Annotated in this window: 23 protein-coding genes; 6 read left to right on the top strand and 17 right to left on the bottom strand. The window is 44.6% G+C overall.

Annotated elements, in window-relative coordinates:
* Positions 1-7 precede the first annotated feature (7 nt).
* The 17 genes from SD449_RS04945 to SD449_RS04865 all read right to left on the bottom strand — a co-directional run bounded on the left by SD449_RS04945 (position 8) and on the right by SD449_RS04865 (position 9,984).
* Complete coding sequence (locus SD449_RS04945) at positions 8-1,021, bottom strand: type II glyceraldehyde-3-phosphate dehydrogenase (protein WP_036378943.1); 1,014 nt, start codon at positions 1,019-1,021, stop codon at positions 8-10.
* Complete coding sequence (nhaA, locus tag SD449_RS04940) at positions 1,018-2,328, bottom strand: Na+/H+ antiporter NhaA (protein ID WP_231562577.1); 1,311 nt, start codon at positions 2,326-2,328, stop codon at positions 1,018-1,020. The genes SD449_RS04945 and nhaA overlap by 4 nt, the downstream gene beginning before the upstream one ends.
* Before the next feature lie 22 nt (positions 2,329-2,350).
* Positions 2,351-3,715, bottom strand: a complete 1,365-nt coding sequence (locus tag SD449_RS04935; RefSeq protein ID WP_051947539.1) for an NAD(P)/FAD-dependent oxidoreductase — start codon at positions 3,713-3,715, stop codon at positions 2,351-2,353.
* Between the two features lie 119 nt (positions 3,716-3,834).
* Entirely contained in the window at positions 3,835-4,293 is a 459-nt protein-coding gene (locus SD449_RS04930) for a universal stress protein (RefSeq protein WP_036378941.1), read from the bottom strand.
* A gap of 28 nt (positions 4,294-4,321) precedes the next feature.
* Positions 4,322-5,035, bottom strand: coding sequence for a lycopene cyclase domain-containing protein (locus SD449_RS04925; RefSeq protein ID WP_036378939.1), 714 nt, complete (start codon positions 5,033-5,035; stop codon positions 4,322-4,324).
* Between the two features lie 4 nt (positions 5,036-5,039).
* A complete protein-coding gene (locus SD449_RS04920; RefSeq protein WP_318309134.1) occupies positions 5,040-5,744 on the bottom strand; it encodes an AlbA family DNA-binding domain-containing protein in 705 nt (234 codons plus the stop codon).
* A 236-nt stretch (positions 5,745-5,980) separates the two neighbouring features.
* The gene (locus SD449_RS04915; protein WP_036378938.1) at positions 5,981-6,256 is read right to left on the bottom strand and encodes a DUF5676 family membrane protein; all 276 of its coding nucleotides are present in this window, start codon (positions 6,254-6,256) and stop codon (positions 5,981-5,983) included.
* Between the two features lie 74 nt (positions 6,257-6,330).
* Positions 6,331-6,777, bottom strand: a complete 447-nt coding sequence (locus SD449_RS04910) for a hypothetical protein (protein ID WP_318309132.1) — start codon at positions 6,775-6,777, stop codon at positions 6,331-6,333.
* A 39-nt stretch (positions 6,778-6,816) separates the two neighbouring features.
* Positions 6,817-7,032, bottom strand: coding sequence for an SHOCT domain-containing protein (locus tag SD449_RS04905; RefSeq protein ID WP_036385890.1), 216 nt, complete (start codon positions 7,030-7,032; stop codon positions 6,817-6,819).
* A 39-nt stretch (positions 7,033-7,071) separates the two neighbouring features.
* Complete coding sequence (locus SD449_RS04900; RefSeq protein WP_036385889.1) at positions 7,072-7,290, bottom strand: SHOCT domain-containing protein; 219 nt, start codon at positions 7,288-7,290, stop codon at positions 7,072-7,074.
* Between the two features lie 27 nt (positions 7,291-7,317).
* The gene (locus SD449_RS04895) at positions 7,318-7,533 is read right to left on the bottom strand and encodes a heavy-metal-associated domain-containing protein (RefSeq protein ID WP_036385886.1); all 216 of its coding nucleotides are present in this window, start codon (positions 7,531-7,533) and stop codon (positions 7,318-7,320) included.
* 14 nt (positions 7,534-7,547) lie between these two features.
* Complete coding sequence (locus tag SD449_RS04890) at positions 7,548-7,811, bottom strand: hypothetical protein (protein WP_081894146.1); 264 nt, start codon at positions 7,809-7,811, stop codon at positions 7,548-7,550.
* A gap of 30 nt (positions 7,812-7,841) precedes the next feature.
* Entirely contained in the window at positions 7,842-8,141 is a 300-nt protein-coding gene (locus tag SD449_RS04885) for a hypothetical protein (protein WP_318309130.1), read from the bottom strand.
* A complete protein-coding gene (locus tag SD449_RS04880; protein ID WP_318309129.1) occupies positions 8,138-8,278 on the bottom strand; it encodes a hypothetical protein in 141 nt (46 codons plus the stop codon). The genes SD449_RS04885 and SD449_RS04880 overlap by 4 nt, the downstream gene beginning before the upstream one ends.
* Positions 8,279-8,353: 75 nt before the next feature.
* Positions 8,354-8,935: a helix-turn-helix domain-containing protein gene (locus SD449_RS04875; RefSeq protein WP_036385881.1), complete on the bottom strand. Its 582-nt coding sequence runs from the start codon at positions 8,933-8,935 to the stop codon at positions 8,354-8,356.
* 166 nt (positions 8,936-9,101) lie between these two features.
* Positions 9,102-9,521, bottom strand: coding sequence for an HYC_CC_PP family protein (locus SD449_RS04870; protein ID WP_036385880.1), 420 nt, complete (start codon positions 9,519-9,521; stop codon positions 9,102-9,104).
* A gap of 283 nt (positions 9,522-9,804) precedes the next feature.
* Entirely contained in the window at positions 9,805-9,984 is a 180-nt protein-coding gene (locus tag SD449_RS04865; protein WP_139297725.1) for a hypothetical protein, read from the bottom strand.
* A gap of 100 nt (positions 9,985-10,084) precedes the next feature.
* Between SD449_RS04865 and SD449_RS04860 the strand changes: the two genes are divergently transcribed.
* The 6 genes from SD449_RS04860 to SD449_RS04835 all read left to right on the top strand — a co-directional run bounded on the left by SD449_RS04860 (position 10,085) and on the right by SD449_RS04835 (position 20,301).
* A complete protein-coding gene (locus tag SD449_RS04860) occupies positions 10,085-10,501 on the top strand; it encodes an HYC_CC_PP family protein (protein ID WP_036385878.1) in 417 nt (138 codons plus the stop codon).
* Positions 10,502-10,605: 104 nt separating this feature from the next.
* Positions 10,606-14,442: an efflux RND transporter permease subunit gene (locus SD449_RS04855; protein ID WP_318309126.1), complete on the top strand. Its 3,837-nt coding sequence runs from the start codon at positions 10,606-10,608 to the stop codon at positions 14,440-14,442.
* Between the two features lies 1 nt (position 14,443).
* A complete protein-coding gene (locus SD449_RS04850; RefSeq protein ID WP_318309125.1) occupies positions 14,444-15,667 on the top strand; it encodes a TolC family protein in 1,224 nt (407 codons plus the stop codon).
* Positions 15,668-15,671: 4 nt separating this feature from the next.
* A complete protein-coding gene (locus tag SD449_RS04845) occupies positions 15,672-17,513 on the top strand; it encodes an efflux RND transporter periplasmic adaptor subunit (protein WP_318309124.1) in 1,842 nt (613 codons plus the stop codon).
* 25 nt (positions 17,514-17,538) lie between these two features.
* Positions 17,539-19,995 carry a multicopper oxidase domain-containing protein gene (locus SD449_RS04840; protein WP_318309195.1) on the top strand — a complete coding sequence of 819 codons (2,457 nt, stop codon included), beginning with the start codon at positions 17,539-17,541 and terminating at the stop codon, positions 19,993-19,995.
* Positions 19,996-20,301, top strand: a complete 306-nt coding sequence (locus tag SD449_RS04835; RefSeq protein ID WP_182849956.1) for a hypothetical protein — start codon at positions 19,996-19,998, stop codon at positions 20,299-20,301.
* Positions 20,302-20,388 lie beyond the last annotated feature (87 nt).

Below are 20,388 nucleotides of genomic sequence, written 5' to 3'. Positions count from 1 at the left end.
TGAAATTTTATCCGATTCCTAAACTTGCATTGGTTTTTTCGATGGATCTGTGTGCATCGGTCTCAATACCCGTGAGGGCCCGAATGGCATCAATGGTCTCAGGGATTACAATCGCTTGGTTATCGACCACGTAGGCATAAAAAAGTTCATCGCCCACAACCTTGAGCATGTCTTCCCATAGGGCCACCTCGTACATATCGCCCCAAGGCCTACCCATATCCAAAAACATTTCTTTGATGGTATTGTTGGAGACCAAGCCTTGATCATAGTGAATGAACTTGATTCTACTTGAGGTTTTGAGGGCGTTCAACACCTCTTCCTTTGAGGCTTTTTTTCGTAGCTTAACGTTCCAGTAATGCATATGGCTCAAAGTCTCGGGAACTTTGACCGCAGAAGTAATGACATCCAAATCCGGATCGACACTTTGCGCGTCGGGACCTTGATGGCTCGGGATGTCCTTTTCCGGCACCATGGTGTTCATGATGCCGCCCAAGTGGCTTTCCCATGGGTCGGTCGCCCTTCTTAATAATGTTCCCCGTGCATAATCCAATAGATCTGCCTTTTTTAAAGCGGTCAATGTCCTTAAGATAGATGTGGTGTTACAGGAAACCACCCGGGTAGCATCTAGATTTACCGCAGTGCTATAATTGTTCTCGGCACTAAAGGAGTGGCCTGTGGTCTTGTGTTTTTCACCTCCCTGTACGATAAACTTGATCCCTTGCCCTTTGTATATTTCCACATTTTTCGCGGCGATGTTCTTTGGCGTACAGTCCACTACAAGATCTACTTTTTCTAAAATGTCTTGCATACTTCCTTCAATGGCAATATTGGCTGCTTTCATTTCTTTTTCGGCTTCGGGTGTGGCCGCATAAACTGCATACCCTTTTCGCACCGCATTTTGTATGCGCCAATCGCTGATGACATCACAAACCCCAATAAGGCTCATATCATCTTGTACATTAATGGCATCGGCCACTCTTTTCCCGATAACTCCGTATCCTACTACTGCAATGTTTTTCATGTTCTTTTATGTTTAACTGTTCTTAATTGTTTTCTGTTTCTGTATAATAATAGAGCACCCATTACCCCCGCTGTCAATGAAGCGAATAGGATGCTTACCTTGGCCGTAAATATTAGGGACTCGTCCGTAAAAGCCAGTTCGGTTATAAACAACGACATGGTAAAACCGATACCGCCAAGAAAACCTATACCATAAATCATTTTCCAATTCACGTTTTCCGGAAGCTTGGCGAGTTTAAATGCAACGAGTAGTCTTGAAAAAGCAGTAATACCGATAAACTTGCCAAAAATGAGACCTAGACCAATCCCCAAGCTAACCGGGCTGGATAGTACTTTCAGCAAATCTCCATGAAGATGTATTCCTGCATTTGCCAAAGCGAACAAGGGAAGAATTACAAAGCCCACTATTGGGTTTAAAGTCCTTTCCAATTTTTGGAGTGGAGTTTCGGCCTCGGAACTTGCAGTCTTTATATCCTCCAATATCTCCAATTGCGTTTTTGAGATAAGCGTCCCCTTTATGGACTTGGTTTCTTGAAATCTCTTATGTAAACGGTCTAAACGCTCTAAAAAGGTAGTCTCCTTAATTTTTACCCTACCAGGAATGGCAAATGCGGTCAGAATCCCGGCAATGGTTGGATGTACCCCTGAAAAAAAGAAGGTCAACCAAACACCACCGATGCCAATAATGGCATAGAACCATGTGCTTCTTACTCCCGCATAATTACCAATTATCAAAGCCGCGAAGAACAATAGTCCATGGAGTAGATCCATCTGCGAGATACCTGAGGTATAAAAGAGGGCAATGACCAAGACACCACCTAGATCATCCACAATAGCCAGTGTAATAAGAAAAACCCTCAAGGTCGAAGGAAGTCTTTTTCCGACAAGGGCCAGAACCCCTAATGAAAATGCAATATCCGTGGCCATGGGAATGCCCCAACCATTGGAAGCCTCGCCCGAGTTGTTGAACATAAAATAAATAAGGGCAGGGAGCACCATACCACCTATTGCTGCACCGATGGGCAGTATTGCATCCTTTGGGGACGACAGTTTACCACCGATTATTTCACGTTTCAGCTCTAGACCGACTTGCATAAAAAATAGTGCCATTAAGCCATCGTTGATCCATAACAGTAGCGACTCAGATAGCTGAAATGTACCCACACTAAAGGCAAATTCGGTTTGCATTAGGCCGACATAATATCCCTTCCATGGCGAGTTGGCCCACACCATAGCAATAACAACAGTGATAAAGAGCACAATGCCATAGTTGTGCAGTCTTTTGATCGAGCTGCCGAAGAATTTCATAATACTGTTATTTGAATAATGGCTAGGCATCAATGCTGGATTTTTTGGGATTTACATCCTTTTCCCATTCATTATTGGAACTATATTTTAAGGAGGCTTTCATATAAGCATCACGTTTGAAACTTCTTATGATTACCCGGTTGCTTTTTTCGTAGGTAAAATAACTGATGGCCCAATTGAAGCCCACCAAAAATTTGTTTCGAAACCCGCTGATGGAAAGCAAGTGAACCACGGACCATAAAAGCCAGGCAGCATACCCGCCGAAGTGGAGCTTTCCTAAATCAGCGACCGCTTTTCTTTTACCAACTGTGGCCAATGAACCTTTATCTTTATACCTAAATGGTTTGGAAGGCATTGATTGAACGGTGTTCAATAGCACTTTGGCCAAATGACCGCCCTGTTGAATGGCGGTTTGGGCTACCTGTGGATGGCCCTTAGGGGTCTCGTCGGTGATTACCCCGGCAATGTCCCCAATGGCAAAAACATTATCCATGCCTTCCACTTTTAGATGGGTATCCGTTTTTAGACGGTTCCCATTAATTATATGTTTTTGATTGATGCCCGCTGGAACCTGGCCTGTTACACCTGCCGTCCAAATCAGGTTTTTCGCCATGATTTTCCTTCCACTTTTGGTAGATACCACATTACCGTCGTAACCGCTCACGGCCTCGTTCAACAACACTTGCACATTTAGATTTTTTAGATACCGAAGTGTTTTTGTCGAGGCTTTGTTGGACATTGAGGCTAATAGTTCGTCCGATGCTTCGATCAGGTAGATGTTCATTATGCTATTCGGATACTCGGGATAGTCTTTTGGAAGGATGTACTTACAGAATTCCGCCAAGGCACCTGCCATTTCGACACCGGCCGGGCCACCGCCCACAATCACAAAATTGGTCAGCGCATCGCGTTCTTCATCATCACAGGTTATGGCTGCCTGCTCCAAGTTTTGCAACATCATATGACGTATGTTTAGCGAGTCCTTGATGTCTTTCATACCAAGACTGTTTTGTTCCACCTCTTTCATGCCGAAGAAATTGGTCTTGGTTCCGGTGGCCAAGACCAGATAATCGTAGGTGAGCTTGCCTTTGTCTGTTACAACTGTGTTGGAAGCGGGTTCGATTTGCGTCACTTCGGCAAACCTAAAGCTCACATTACCATAGCCCTTGAACTGTTTTCTGAAGGGAAATACGATACTGTCCGGTTCAAGACCGCTGGTGGCCACTTGATAGAACAAGGGCTGAAATTGATGGAAGTTGTTACGGTCTATCAGCACGACCTGTACCTCCTTGTTTTTAAGGCCTTCTACCAGGGCCAGCCCTGCAAAGCCACCACCCACAACCACTATACGCGGCAAAAATGTTTTGGGCAAACAAACAGACTCCATCACTTCACAGTTGGCATCGGTATTGTTCTTTGATATGCAGGTATTCTGATTTCCCATGATCTGCTCTTTTATTTTTCTACGGACAAAATTTATCCTGTCACATTGTAAGTGGCCATATTTTATTTTTGATGTTTTTTTCTGACAATCAAAACAGAACAATGCGCGTGCATGGCAATGGATTGGGCGACCGAACCAAGCAAAAAGCGCGAGAATGCGCCATGGCCTTGTGATCCCAATACGATAAGATCCACCTCCAAATCAGTTGCCTTTTCCAAGATTGCATTTTTGGGAAACCCTTCTACAATATTGGTCGTTATCGACAACTTGCCGTTCTTTTGTTTTAACGACTTTGCAGCATTGTTAACGATGGTTTCAGCCGATTTTTTCGCATTTGACATGGCTTCTTCTTTATAATGGCCGATACCACTTAAGGGGAAAGCCCCTGGTACAGTTAACATTGGATTTTCATAAACATTTAGAACATGTATTTTAACTAATTTTGGCAGCGACATTGCCGCTAGTTCATCGATGGCATCTTTGCTGAATTCAGAGCCGTCAATTGCGAGTAATACTTTCATCTTCTTCGTTTTTATTTATAGACTTAACTTAAAAATTTTGATTCAAAACAATTGGGTTGATTAATTTTCTCCAATACAAATGCTCATAGAGGCCTGACCAATACATGCCAAAAGTGAAAGCGAACAAAAGCTCTTCGATTGGTATGCCGGCCACTAGAATATCACTCAGGTTTTCCAGATTCCAAAACAATGTTACGTAGTCGGGGTAAAACGGGAGAATACTTCCAAAATAAACAAAGTACAATGCCGTGAACAGAAATCCACTTATCCAGATTTTGGTCTTAAGGTCTGGGCGGCAGTATAACGTGGCCATTCCACCCAAGAACATGGCCAATATTCCACAGTAAATATGGTTCATGGGAGTGAAAAGGGCCAATATCAAAAACACGACCGCCGGTACGAAAAGGATATATAGATGCAACCTATGTCTATAATGGTTACGCTCGGTATGCGGTATTTTAACATACCTTCGCTTGAAAATAAGATTGTAAAGTACGGTGCCAATACCCCCGATGGCAAAAGAGAAAATGATGCTTTCAATATCGAACCCGGTCTTTATCGCCAAATCGAAGAGCGATGGCGGGTGCCAATATTCGGGAACGAACAGCGGCTCGGTTAGCCCAAAGGGCATGGTTATCCAACTCATCCTCAACATTTCTTTACGGGAATCCTTCTTCAAAAGATAGACCACGCCCCAAAGGGCCAGTATGATAAGGGACCATATAAACCAAACGTATTGCATAAGATTATAATTTTCTGGTTTCTAAATAATCAACCGCTTCCTTGACCGTCAAGGGGTAGGTGGCATTCCCCGTTCTGACATAAAAGGTTGTATTTTCGGTATCGCTGACATAGATTGGTTTTTTAGAAGGTTCGACAGCTATTACGCACACATCTTCACCATTTAATTTGTAAAATGAAATGTGATTGCTAAAACAAGCCTCGTGACCTAACTGTGTTGAAATTATCCTGAAAATTTCACGCTCATATCCATCTTTGTTCTTGTGCTTTAGGGTCTTGAAATCTTTTTCAAGGCCCACAATGTTGCCATCATCGTCAACGCCAATGATCAATTTTCCACCTTTTGCATTCATAAAACCAGTGATGGTCTTGGCAATGACTAGTTCCAGTTCGCGGTTCGTGGTTTTCCTAAAATAATCGTAACGAATAGATGACTTGAATTCTACCCGTTCATTCTCACCCGCCTCTATCAATTCTTCTAAATCACGCAGTAACAACTGCTGTTGTGTGCCTATAAGCTTGTTCTTTCGCCTGAGGGTTATGAAAAATAGACCGGAAACTATCCCTAGGAAAATGCCAAGGATTGTAAGCGAGACGCTCATCCCTCTCATATCAAAAGTGAAAGATTCTAAAAACTGCGACTTTAAGACGTCCCAAAACAGGGAAAATGAAAATGGTGTATTGCTAAATTCAAACCAATAGAGCACCATGGTAAAAGGATGGACAAGGAAATAGAAAATGCCCCCCCATATTGCCGTTTGGGTGAAAATTGTTTTGATATTTCTTGCAGTACTATTCACTTATTCTACTTTATATGGTTGTACTCTAGGTTCAATTCCGGGATTCTATTGTCAATTGCTCAGTTCTTTGGCACTTTCCGCCAACAAATTGCCTGTGGTCGATGCGACACCGGTTCCTAAAAAGTCTCTCCGATCTTTTGTTCAGATTATCTACTCTTAATCTGTGTGTTGTAAAATGCTGCAATCAGGGCACCTGTGAGCCAAGCAATGATAAATGTCTGGACAATGCCAATAAGTGCCTCCCAAATTGGCACGTCTACCCGTATTATACTGGTAGTGTCCAAGCCGTGCAGCAGGCTGTTGAAAAAGGTTATGCTTCCTTCTTGTCCTGCTGTCGCCAAAACAATCATGCAGCCGGCGTAGAGGATTGCAGCGGTCAGCCCCATGGCAAAACCGAATTTTTTTACATTGATACGATTCATGATTCTTGTTTTAATGTTTATTGTTGTTATTATTCATTTATGAGTTTGTTCATGTGCAAAAACCAAAGTTGGAGTCAATGGTTGCGCTCAAGGCTCTTTTTGTATTCCATTTTATTGTGCATGGCCTTGGCGAGATCCTCGTGTTCTAACGTGTGATCACAAAAAGAATCGGTCAAAAGGCTGTCCGAAGCAATGACCGGCATAAAATGGTGGGTGGTCAGTAGCATAAGGTCAGGATATCTAGTAATCATATCGCTCAATTTGTTCGCTAGTATGGTATCCTTTGCTGCTGCTTTTACGAGTTCGTCCACCATCATTCCCATGGCATGGTCGTTATCCATCATGTTGGCAATGTATTTTTTGCCCAGATCGTGATTTTCGACAAGTGCGGACAATACCTCTTCTTGCTGAGAGTGGTCCTCGAGCATATCCTTTACAGAACTACCTTGTTTTTGTGAGCAGGCCGAAATGAGTAAAGTAGCCAATGCCATTATGCCTGTCTTATAAACTTTTATCTTCATTTTGACTTTTTTTAGTAATTAATATTTGCCCTACATTCCTTAATTTGATTTCAAGATCTTTTTTGATTCTTCATATTCCTCCTTAGAGATTTCGCCATTGGCGAAGCGCTTTTTTAGAACTGAAAGTGGGTCTTCCTTCTTTGATTTTCTGTAAGGGATGTCATATGGCACCAAGAATATCCATATCAAGAGGATCAACCATATGACCCACCAGATGACGTGCATGCCGCCCCAATGTCCGTCGAAAAAATGCATAGTTTTAGTTTTAAAGGTTATACATTACTTGTTTTCGGACTATTTGTCCGATTGTAAAAGTTTCTTAGATTGCTCGTATTCTTCTTTGGAAATCTCGCCCTTCGCGAAGCGGATTTTGAGCAACATTAGTGGGTCATCTCCCTCAATCTCTTCATAGGAGGAACTGGTTGGGGCAAAGAAAATCCAGCCCAATGCCACAATCCAAATGGCCCACCAGATCAGGTGCATGCCCCAAAAAAATCCATCTTTGTAAAACATATTTTTAATTTGAAGGTTTTTATGATTTTAACTAATCTCTGCTATGGTATAGCCCTCAAGTTTGTTGAGTTGCCCTTGCAGTTCTTCTACCGTAAGCTTCTTGTTCATTGTTACAATGGTTGCGCCCATAGGCTGTAAAAAAACTTCTACTTGCTCTACTTCAGGATGTTCTTCCAAGGTCTTCTTGATTCTTGTGATACAGCCACCGCAGCTTATTCCGTTAATTTGATATCTGTACTTCATTTCGAAAGTATATTTTAATGGTGCCGATGCCCCCGGTGATCTTCTTGGGTCTCAGTGGAATCTTGCTCTTTGTCATGATCATGGTATTTACTGTTATCAGATTTTCCATGATCACCATGCCCGTGACCACCGTGAGGTATGAAAAGGTGTATCAAAAACATCACGATGATAAAGGAAAAAAGCCCATTGTACCCTGTAATGCCAAATGCAGGCGCAAAAAAAATCAACAATAGCGGGAGACCACAACCGATGACCATCCAAATCCAATGTCCTTTCATGATTTTTATTTTTTCGTTACCTATTATGTGTTAATGGTGCTCAGAATGGTCATCTCCTTTTGATTTCATTGTACCATCATCCATCATTCCCATTCCTTCCATATCCATTCCCTTTTCCTTCATCATATTCATGCACGACTCCATACAATCATTGCTCATCATCCCTTTGTCTTGCATCATTTGCATCATTTCGCCCATCATCTCGCCATCCTTTATCATTCCGTTCATCATGGAATGCATCATTTGTCTGTTGCCCATCATTTGGTTCATTATGGTGCTGTCGCCCATCATCATTTGCATGCCTTGTCCCTTCATCATGGTGCCCATCATTTTTTTAAGGGATTGTTCAAATTGTCCGCACTGGCCGGGGCTTCCCATTGGGTCTGTGCTCTGGTCGCCTGTAGGGCCAAAAGGGTCATTAGGAACGTTAGCATTATGGGTATTGATTTTTTTTGTGTAAGTTTCATTTTATTATTTGTTAGGTTGTTGCGTTAAAACTACTGTTTGACCTGACAGGCCATCTTCATAATATTCCTGGATTTTTATATTATTTCGTCAAGAAAATCCCTTTGCCACATTTGTCCGTTTTTGTAATCCGTCATGCTCATCCCCATAATTTCCTTGAACTGTGCGGACAAATGGTTGACGCTGCTGTAATCGAGCATATAGGCGATATCGGAAAATGAATATTGTCCCAGTTGGATAAGCTCCTTTACCTTTTCGATCTTGAGCTTGATAAAGTACTTTTCGATCGTGATGTTTTCATTTCTGGAAAAAACCTTGCTCAGTACTTTGTAATCGCGATGCAATAAATCGACAAGGTAGTCCGAGGTGTTCCCTTTGTGGTTAATCGGGACGTTGGTCACTAAGGAAATCAAGCCTATCTTGATTTTCTCAACGATCATTTCCTCTTCGCTTTTGGCTATTTCAAAGCCATTGGAATGTAGGACGTCCACGACTTTTTGGTCAACTTCGGCAATCCCTATTTCCGGGGCATTTACCGTAAGTTTCCCCAGTTCAAGGGATAGAACCTCAATGCCCAGGTCATGCAATTCTTGTCTTATGACCTTGAGGCATCGCCTACAGACCATATGCTTTATCCAGTATTCCTTTTTGGAATCCATGGTGTCTGAGTTATTGTTAAGCGTAAATAATATCGGGTCAAAACCCGATAGGAGAATCGATCAGGATATGCCGTCGTGGAGATAGCACACGACAAAAAAGGTCATTTAGTGGCCATGACCAATGTGAAGAGCGAACGATTGCATTGACGTTCCGCCAGTGTAAAAATCAAATTAGGAAAGTTTCATGAAGGACAAGGAGATCCTGTTCGATCCACGGGGGATCGTAGTCTTTAAAAGGGATTATGTTTTCCTGTAGCCCTTCGAAACGATCGATATGGTAAAAAATAAAGGCATTTAGAAATACAAGTGTGCCGAAATCAAGGTCAAAGGAATCCAGCATCAGGTCATCCTTGCCAATATTGGCATAGGTATCGGTGCTGCAGCAATCCTTTTGTTCCAAAGAGCACTTCCTTGAGGTGTTTTTGGGATTTTGAAGCTTTTGGTCGCAGGGTTTTGCTTTGCCGGTCACAGAAAAACTGACCAACTTGTTACAGCAAAAATGGGCATTCGATGCAAAGGAAGTGGTACTGATCAATACAGAACAGGCCAGAAACAGGGACAATATTTTCGATGTGGTTTGCTTCACTTCCTAAAGTTACTAAATTTTGTTTAACTCGCTAAAAATCAAACTGTAATCAATTATGCAGTTATCCATATGATTACTGTTTGTGTGTGATTTCAGCAGGATTTGGTTCCAAATGTAAGGTATGGGATTCGGAAAAAACATGACAAATATCAGGTTTACCAAAAGTACTGGCATTGGGCCACCACAAGGATCACAATACTATACTGGTATACAATATGTGGGGAAAGGAATGACCGTCAGCTGTCCAACGATCGGATTCGGTATCGAGGAACTTTAAGGTCTGTTATGGTTCGATTGAAGACAAGGGTTCCACCTTTAATCGGGTTGAAAATACAATGCTATTGGTCAGGGTTCCATCCGTTGCCAGTAAGGAGGGCCTTCGAACCACGATGTGCTTTATACCGTCCCGGACCAGATACGATGGTCGTATAAATGATTGATGGTCAAAAGTATGGGGTGCCATGGTCGGTACTTTGAAAAGCAGGGGCTTTATGCGGAATCCTTGTATAAATTGTGTTAAATTTAATGAGGTTGTTAAAATTTTTGTAGTTTTGTAACCGCTTATGAGAATATTTTGGTTCAAAATATTATCTTGTTTTATGGCACTCAACGTGCTGGCATCCACCTTTTCCTTTGCGGTGGCACAACACTATTGTGGGGAAGATCTTGTTGATTTTTCCTTCTTCGGTAAAGCGGAATCCTGTGGAATGGATATGCAGCAGCCATCGGATTCACACCAGCACAAGCTGCAGAAAAAACAGTGTTGCGATGACGAAACGCTTTCCGTACAAGGAAATGGGGATCTATTGCTTTCCGTTGAAAATTTAAGTGTTGGGGAGCATCAGTTCCTGGTTGCCTTCACGTACAGTTACATCAATCTTTTTGAGGGATTACAGGAAAATATAGTTTCTGTCGTACATTACCCTCCGCCCCTTTTGGTCAAGGATATTCAGATTCTTGATCAAACTTTCCTTATTTAAGAGCATATCGATGACGTTTGGCCGTGCTATGGTTTTTGGCATGGCCCTAGGTATTTATTGCCTTTGGAACATTTTCACTATTTCCAACACAATAAACTCATGATATGCTCAATAAAATCATAAAATACTTTTTAGAGAACAAACTGGTGACCGTTCTCGTTTTAATAACGTTGGTTACCTGGGGGATTGTCACTTCCCCCTTCAATTGGAATACGGGCTTTCTCCCAAAAGACCCGGTGCCCGTGGATGCCATTCCCGATATTGGGGAAAACCAGCAAATTGTTTTCACGCAATGGCCCGGGCGATCGCCACAAGATATCGAGGATCAGATTTCTTATCCAATGACGACCTATTTACTTGGAATTCCAGGGGTGAAAACGATCCGTAGTTCATCCATCTTTGGATTTTCCAGTATCTATATCATTTTTAATGATGATGTGGAATTTTATTGGTCGCGCTCCCGGATCCTTGAAAAATTGAATTCACTTCCCGCAGGGCTGTTGCCCGATGGGGTAACCCCGACTTTGGGTCCTGACGCCACGGCATTGGGACAGGTATATTGGTATACCCTGGAAGGAAGGGACAAGGATGGGAACCCTACAGGAGGATGGGATCTGCACGAAATACGGACTGCCCAGGATTTTTATGTGAAATACGGGTTGAATGCCGTGGACGGGGTGTCCGAAGTGGCTTCGATCGGTGGTTTCGTCCAAGAATATCAAGTGGATGTAAATCCAGATGCCCTGAAAGCCTATAATATTCCTTTATACAAGGTCATGGAGGCCGTACGGAAGTCGAACAGGGATGTGGGCGCCAAGACCATTGAAGTCAATCAAGCAGAATATTTGGTCAGGGGCTTGGGATATGTCAAAAATACGGAAGACATAGAAAAGGCCGTGGTTGCCGTCTTTGACAATGTCCCGGTTCGGGTCAAGGATATTGGGGTGGTCAGCTTGGGACCGGCCACACGAAGGGGCGTGCTCGATAAAGGGGGCGCCGAAGTGGTAGGTGGCGTCGTGGTCGCCCGTTATGGTTCCAATCCTTTGGCGGTCATCAATAATGTGAAGGACAAGATCAAGGAAATCGCACCCGGTTTGCCCAAAAAGACATTGGCCAATGGTGTGGAAAGCCAATTGACCGTGGTCCCGTTTTATGACCGGACACAGCTCATCCACGAGACCATAGGTACTTTGGAAAATGCCCTGTCCCACGAAATACTGATCAGCATCATCGTTGTACTGGTACTTGTCCTCAACCTGAGGGCCTCTGTGATCATATCCAGTCTATTGCCTGTCGGGGTCCTAATGACCTTTATTGTCATGCAATATGCCGGGGTAGATGCCAATGTGGTGGCCCTTTCCGGGATAGCCATTGCCATAGGGGTGATGGTGGACGTGGGGATCGTGTTCGTCGAGAACATTATCCGTCATTTGGAAATGCCCGAGAACCATGGTGCCAAGGGCAAGGAACTCATTCAGGTAATATATAAGGCCACCGTGGAAGTGGCCTCGGCAATTACGACCGCATTGGCGACCACCGTCGTGAGCTTTGTGCCTGTCTTTGCCATGCAATCGGCAGAAGGGAAGCTATTTAGGCCCTTGGCCTTTACCAAGACCTTTGCCCTGTTGAGCGCCTTTGTGCTGGGAATCGTTGTGCTTCCGGCATTGGCCCATTTTGTAATGGGGGTGGATTATGACAAGAAACGGGTGCGACGGTTTTGGTCCATTCTATTGATATCCACCGGGCTTATTTTTGCATTTTATGCCCAGATGTGGTTGCCATTGGTCATTTCACTCATTGGGTTGAACAATTTGATGGAACCCAAATGGCCGGAGCACTATAAATCGTTTCCCAACTATATCAATTTGGGATTGACCGTTTTTATCGCCTCGTTCTTCTTGACCGAGGAATGGATGCCCTTGGGACCCCAAAACGGTATTGTGGTCAACTACTTTTTTGTGTTGTTTCTAGTGGGCATTATCCTGGCCGCTTTGATGGGAATCGTACATTTCTATACACCGGTCCTAAAGTGGTGTCTGGAAAACAAGGGAAAGTTCATGCTCATCCCATTCGTGACCCTGTTTTTTGGGGTATTGGTTTGGCTGGGGTTCGATAGCACCTTTGGAATCGTGGCCAAAGGCTTTGAATCGGTAGGTTGGAAAAGTGTCAGACAGACCTCGGGATGGCAGGCAGCTTCCAAGAGATTCCCGGGAATAGGATCCGAGTTCATGCCATCACTCAATGAAGGTTCGTTCCTGTTGATGCCGACATCCATGCCGCATTCAGGGGTGGAATACAACAAAAGGGTGGTTGGACAGTTGGATATGCTCTTGGGAAGCATACCCGAAGTGGACTTGGTTGTCGGTAAACTCGGTCGCGTTGAATCCGCACTGGACCCTGCACCCATTTCCATGTATGAGAACATCATCAACTATAAACCTGAATTCATTGTGAATGAAGACGGACATAGGGTCCGTTATAAAGTAGATCGAAAAGATAGGTTCATTACCCAGCATAAAGACACTTTGACCAATGAGGAGGCCTTGCAGCGAGGGATTGCCGAGAAGGACCTGATCGTGGATGAGGACGGTGAGTTTTTCCGAAACTGGAGGCCCCATATCAAATCCCCCAACGATATCTGGGATGAGATCGTAAAGGTCACCAAAATCCCGGGCATAACCTCTGCTCCCAAATTACAGCCCATTGAAACCCGGTTGGTGATGCTGCAGACCGGAATGCGCGCTCCCATGGGGATCAAGGTTTTTGGACCCGATCTGAAGACCATCGAGGATTTTGGGATGCAATTGGAAGGTATCTTGAAGGAAGTGCCCTCAGTCAAGGCAGAAGCCGCATTCGCCGATAGAATAGTCGGCAAACCTTATTTGCACCTCAATATCAACAGGGACGGGATATCCCGATATGGTTTGAACATTGAAGATGTGCAGCAAAGCATCGAAACAGCGATCGGTGGGATGAAAATCACCTCCACCGTTGAGGGTAGGGAACGTTTTCCCGTGCGGGTGCGCTACCCGAGGGAATTGAGGGACGACCCGGAATCGTTGAAGAAAATTTTGATTCCCACACCGGTAGGGGCGCAAATTCCCTTATCCCAAGTGGTGGATTTTGAATATGTCCGCGGGCCTCAGGCCATCAAGAGCGAAAACACCTTTTTGGTGGGCTATGTGCTTTTTGATAAACGGGACGGTTTTGCGGAAGTCGATGTGGTGAACGATGCCCAAGAAGCCATCCAGAAAAAAATCGATGCAGGGGAATTAACGGTCCCCGCAGGAATAAGCTATAAGTTTTCAGGGAGTTATGAAAACCAAATCAGGGCAGTGAAAAGACTGTCCATTGTCATACCGATCAGTTTGATCGTGATTTTCTTGCTCCTGTTTTTTCAGTTCAAGACGGTCATCGCATCCTCCATCCATTTTTCCGGAGTTTTTGTTGCTTTTGCGGGAGGTTTCATAATGCTCTGGCTCTATGGTCAGGATTGGTTCATGAATTTTGCCATTGCAGGGGTCAACATGCGCGATCTGTTCCAAATGCACACGATCAACTTAAGCGTTGCGGTTTGGGTAGGATTTATCGCGCTTTTCGGTATTGCCACCGATGATGGTGTCATCATGGGTACGTACATCCACCAGGTTTTCGAGGAAAAGAACCCTCAAACCGTACCGGATGTGAGAGCGGCAGTTTTGGAGGCCGGGAAAAAAAGGGTGCGTCCCGCCATGATGACGGCAGCGGTGGCCATTATCGCCCTTTTACCAATACTCACCTCGACCGGAAAAGGGGCCGACATTATGATTCCCATGGCCATCCCGACTTTTGGGGGAATGACCATACAGATCATGACCATGTTCGTGGTCCCGGTACTCCAAGCCTATTGGAGGGAAACAGTCATTAAAAATCGCAACAAAGCATTGAAAAAAATACAGTAAAATGAAAAAGGTAGTGACCATTATATTTATCTTGACAAGTATCCTATCCAATGGCCAGACCTTGGAAGACTACTTTGAGATTGCTGCTGGGAACAACCCGGGGCTTCTTTCACAGTACAAAGATTTTGAGGCGGCGTTACAAAAGGTACCGCAGGTAAAGGCTTTACCAGATCCAAACCTGTCCTTTGGGTACTTCATCTCCCCGGTCGAAACCCGGGTAGGGCCCCAAAAGGCAAGGTTTTCACTGACCCAGATGTTTCCTTGGTTTGGAACCTTAAAGGCCCAAGGTGATGCCGCTGCACTTATGGCAGAGGCCAAGTACCAGTCTTTTTTGGATGCAAGGAACAAACTTTATTACGAGGTTTCAGCAGCTTATTTTCCATTGTACGAACTTAAGGAGTGGGTACGTATCGAAGAGGACAACATCGCCATCCTGGAATCCTACAAGACGGTTTCCAATACGAAATTTAAAAATGGCCTGGGATCATTGGTCGATGTCTTAAGGGTGGACGTGCTTTTAAAGGAAGCCCGGACGAATCTGGGTATCCTTAAACATAAGGAAATCCCACTTCTGGCGTCCTTCAATAAACTATTGGACCGTAAGGAAGATGAACAAATAAACATCCCTGAGACCTTTGGGGTCAATGTACTGCCCATTGATTACACAAAAGATTCCTTGGTGGTGGACCATCCGCTTTTGAATTCCCTGGAATTAAAGGTCAAGGCAGCAGAGGTCTCTGAAAGGGCAGCCCTTAAACAAGGCTTGCCAAAAGTTGGGATCGGACTGGACTATGTAATGGTCGATGAGCGAACGGACATGGTGGTTCCCGATAACGGCAAGGATGTATTGATGCCCATGGTTACCTTGAGCCTGCCCCTATTCAGGGGTAAGTACAGGGCAGCCGAAAAGGAGGCCCAATTGATGCAGGAAAGTTATGCACTGCAAAAAAAGGAAGTCACCAATACATTGAAGACCAATTATGAAATGGCCGTTTTTGACATAAGGCAGCAGACCGATCTGATTTCCCTCTTTGATGAACAGATCATGGAATCGGAACAAGCACTCAATCTGTTGTTCACAGCCTATGGGAATTCCGGGAAGGACTTCGAGGAGGTGTTACGAATGCAGCAACAATTGTTGAAGTATACTAAATTGAAAATAAGCGCATTGACGCAATATGAAATAGCGTTGGCCAAGTTTAACTATATCACGGCAAAAAAATAATCAGATGAAATCAGAAACACAAAAAATAGTAAAAATAGCCTTGTCCACCTTGGTTCTTGGACTTTTGCTGGGATGGCTATTGTTCGGGGGCTCCAAGGGCAATGCCACAGAGGAACACCAACATACTTCGGAAGTATCGGGAGAAACCATTTGGACCTGCTCCATGCATCCCCAGATCAGACAGACGGAACCGGGAGATTGTCCCATTTGTGGGATGGACTTGATCCCTTTGGAAAATGACAACGGTTCGGAACTGGACCCCATGGCCGTTAGCATGTCGAAAACCGCCATGCAGCTTGCCAATGTCACTACGGAAATCGTGGGCAAGACCGCCCCGGTCAAATTGATCGATCTTAATGGCAAGGTGGAAGCGGATGAACGATCGATCTATTCCCAATCTTCCCATATTCCCGGCAGGGTGGAAAGGCTAATGGTGAATTTTACAGGGGAGTACATCAAACAGGGGCAGATCATCGCCTATATTTATTCCCCTGACCTGGTCACTGCACAAGAAGAACTTTTTGAAGCAAGAAAGGTGGCGGACACCCAACCGCAGTTTTTTAATGCCGCCAAGGAAAAATTAAAAAACTGGAAACTTTCCGACAACCAAATCGCACAGATACTTCAATCCGGGACCGTTAAGGAGGAATTGCCGATACATGCCGATGTTTCAGGCTACGTTACCGAAAAAATGGTAAACCTTGGCGACTATGTCAACAAGGGCAAGGCATTATATCAAATTGCCAACCTGAACAGCGTTTGGGTACTTTTCGATATCTATGAGACCGACATGCCCTGGATAAGAAAAGGCGATGAAGTGGTCTTTACCATACCCTCACTTCCCGGTGAAAACTTCAAAGGCAGGATTTCCTATATCGATCCGGTGATCAATCCCATGACAAGGGTTGCCAAGGCCCGAGTCGAGATCGGGAACGCCAGTCTAAGGTTAAAGCCGGAAATGTTCGCTTCCGGAACCGTGGAAGCAAAACAGCCCATTGCATCAGAAGCGATAACCATTCCAAAGTCGGCAGTGATGTGGACCGGGGAACGATCTGTGGTATATATCAAAAATACCACGTCCAATGGGGTGAATTTTGTGTTGCGCGATGTCACCTTGGGACCATCGTTGGGAAATGGTTTCATTGTCAAGGAGGGTCTGCAAGAAGGGGATGAGATCGCGGTAAACGGGACCTTTAGTATAGACGCGGCGGCCCAATTGGCCGGGAAACCGAGCATGATGAATCCTGAAGGTGGGCCCGCCATGACGGGACATAACCACGGAGGAATGAAGATGGGGGATGACAAGGGTACAGGCGGTAGCGATCATTCGGATATGGATATGGGCGATGTCAAACAGGAAAACAAAATAGACCATTCCGATATGAATCAGCGAATGACGGCGACAGCGACTTTTAAAAACCAATTGAAACAGGTGTTGAGCGCCTACTTGGAGTTAAAGGATGCGCTTGTCAATGATAATGCCGCTAAGTCCAATGCCGCTGCCAAAAAAGTGTTGTCGGCCTTGGAACATGTGGATATGAAACAATTGACGGACAAAAAGGCGCACGACCATTGGATGACGATCTCGAAGGAAATCTCCAATTCGGCGAATTCCATTTCAAAGATATCGGATATCAAGGCGCAACGCGATCATTTTAAACATCTGTCCGCCCATCTATCCAAAGGTGTCAAGCTTTTTGGGGTCGATCAAAAGATATACGAACAATTTTGCCCGATGGCCGACAACAACAAAGGTGCCTATTGGTTGAGTACGACCAAAGAGATCAAAAACCCCTATTTCGGAGAGGCTATGTTGACCTGCGGTGAAATCACCGATGAAATGTAATTGAACAAATGTAAATGAATGAATGATGAAAATATTGAAATCTAAAATCTTGTTTTTTGTCCTAACTGCCTTGACGACCCATGTTTTTGGGCAAGTGGGGACAAATGGTGAGGACAGAAAAGAGGAAGGTAGACCCGTTCGGGAATACAATCTTGTACTGGAACAGAACAAATTGACCCTCGGTGGGGTCACTGCCGATGCAATGACCATCAACGGAAGTATTCCGGGACCGGTCTTGGAATTCAACGAGGGTGACCTCGCCCTGATCAACGTGACCAATAAGATGGATGTGGAAACCTCCGTACACTGGCATGGATTGATCTTGCCCAATTTTTATGACGGGGTACCGTACCTGACGACCCCTCCCATTGAACCTGGCACAACTTTCCAATATCGGATTCCGATCAACCAATCAGGTACCTATTGGTACCATTCCCATACCATGCTTCAAGAGCAAAAGGGAGTGTATGGCTCGATACTGATCCATCCCAAGGAAAAGACATTGGACTACGATAAGGATTTGGTCGTGGTGCTCTCCGATTGGACGAACGAAAAGGCCATGAACGTGCTTCGAAACCTTAAAAGGGGAAACGAGTGGTATCAGGTCAAAAAGGGGACCGCCGTACCCTTGGGCAGGGTCATCAAGGAAGGTGCGCTCGGGGCACAGCTCAAATTTTGGCGAGATCGTATGGAAGGAGCAGATATTGCCGATATCTATTACCCGGCATTTTTGACCAATGGGGAAACATTGGCCGAATACCCTGATATCAAACCCGGTGAAAAAGTGCGGCTCCGGTTCGTCAATGCCTCTGCCTCCACCTATTATTGGATGGATTTCGGTGGCGGTAACCCCATGGTGGTTTCCGGGGATGGTGTCGATGTGGAGCCAGTTTCCAAAAGTCGTTTTCTTTTTGGCATTGCCGAGACCTATGATGTCATCGTGACCGTTCCTGAAGGCACTTTGGAGGTAACGGCCACGGCACAGGACGGCTCCGGGCATACTTCGTTGCATTTAGGGCAGGGAACGCTTTTTCCCGCAACGACCATCGATAGGCCCGACAAAGTGGCGATGATGAAACAAATGGCCCAAATGGACATGAAAATGGGAGCTCCGGCAATGGCCGGCAACAAGAAGAAAAATACACCCGAATATTTGATGCAAAAGTATGGGATGCAGATGGACATGAAGGATGGCAGCATGGATATGGGTATGCACAATGGGATGTCGATGGATAAGACCGAAATGAGCGGTCAAAAGGATAAACCCATTGCGAAGATGGATGATAAAAGGCCTATGAATGCGAATGAAGATCATAGGCACATGGAGATGGATAAAAAGATGGGGGATATGGCAGGAATGGAAAAGGATTCAACGTCAATGAAATCCACCGGACATAAGGATAAGATGGAAGACCCTATGGTTCAGACTATGCCAATGATGCAGAAAGACACTTCAGCTTTTGATTACGATACCCGTAAAACGTATTTCAACTATGATTTCTTAAAAGCAAAGGAAAGTACTACCTATAATGCCGATCTGCCCGTCAATGACATTCTGTTGAACCTGACGGGAAATATGCAACGGTATATCTGGAGTATGAACGGTGTGCCACTTTCAGAAACCGATAAGATCAAGATCAAAGGTGGGGAAGTAACCCGGATCACCCTCAACAACCTGACCATGATGCACCATCCGATGCACCTCCATGGGCATTATTTCAGGGTCATCAATGAGAATGGTGAAAAGTCACCCTTGAAACATACGGTCAATGTGCCGCCCATGCAGAAAGTGGTCATCGAATTTTATAATGAAGAGTACGGGGATTGGTTTTTCCACTGTCATATCCTCTATCACATGATGGGGGGCATGGCCCGGGTTTTCAGTTATGATACCCCAAGGGATGTGAGAATGAAGGATTTTCCTGTTCAAAAGTTGGTAGATGAAACTGACCATTATTATGCTTGGGGTGCTGCCAGATTGGGTTCCAATTTTAATGAACTCTTCCTTGTTTCAAGTAATATCAGGAATGAATTTGGGGTACGGGCAGAATTTGACTACGACCAAAATGCCGAGGTGGAATTCAATTATAACAGGTATCTCAATGACTGGGTACGGGTCTATGCAGGGGTGAACACGGAAACCTCCATCCCTGATTCCTATGACCGCTTCAATACAGTGGGACTGATAGGGGTCAAGTATTTTACCCCATACCGCTTTAATATGGATGTGAGTATGGACCACCAGCTGCGTCCAAGAATAAGGTTGGATAGGGAACTATTGCTTTTTCCAAGGATTTTCCTCGAGGGGGAATATGAATATCGGGCCGATTTTGGATGGGTCAACGATTTGGGGAATTCATCCTATGAAAGTGAGACCCAATGGCTGGTAGGGGCCTCCTATATCCTTTCACGTAATTTTTCAATCCAGGCCAACTACAACAACCGATATGGTTGGGGCGGAGGCCTGCTAGCCCGTTTTTAAATGGTAGAATACAAAAAAAATAGCCTGAGTTTGACCCGGATCGCTGCATTGGGTGCCATCTTTTATTTGATCATGGATATCGGGATCCATTGGGGGGTCCTAAAAAATCTACGAAAGGAAATCGGTGCAAATCCCATTATCCTCATTACGGCCCTTGTGCTGGATGTACTGGTGTTGGGCGTCTTTATTTGGTCAAAGGCGGGTAGTGACCCCTTGGTGGTCATCGTTGCCCTTGCATTGATGGTGCTTATTTTTTTCGGGGAACGATTTTTTTTGGGGAAAAAGCGTACGGTCGAGGAAGAATAAGGGCTGAGTGCCTGCGTGGGAGAAATGGAAAATTAGATGAAAAAATTAAAATAGTAACAATAATAGGGGATAATACAAAAATGCTTA

It is taken from the genome of Flagellimonas crocea (assembly GCF_033441595.1).
In the GTDB taxonomy this organism is placed as follows: domain Bacteria; phylum Bacteroidota; class Bacteroidia; order Flavobacteriales; family Flavobacteriaceae; genus Flagellimonas; species Flagellimonas crocea.
The sequence above is the reverse complement of the archived record's forward strand: the minus strand, read 5'-3'. Positions and strand labels throughout refer to the sequence as shown.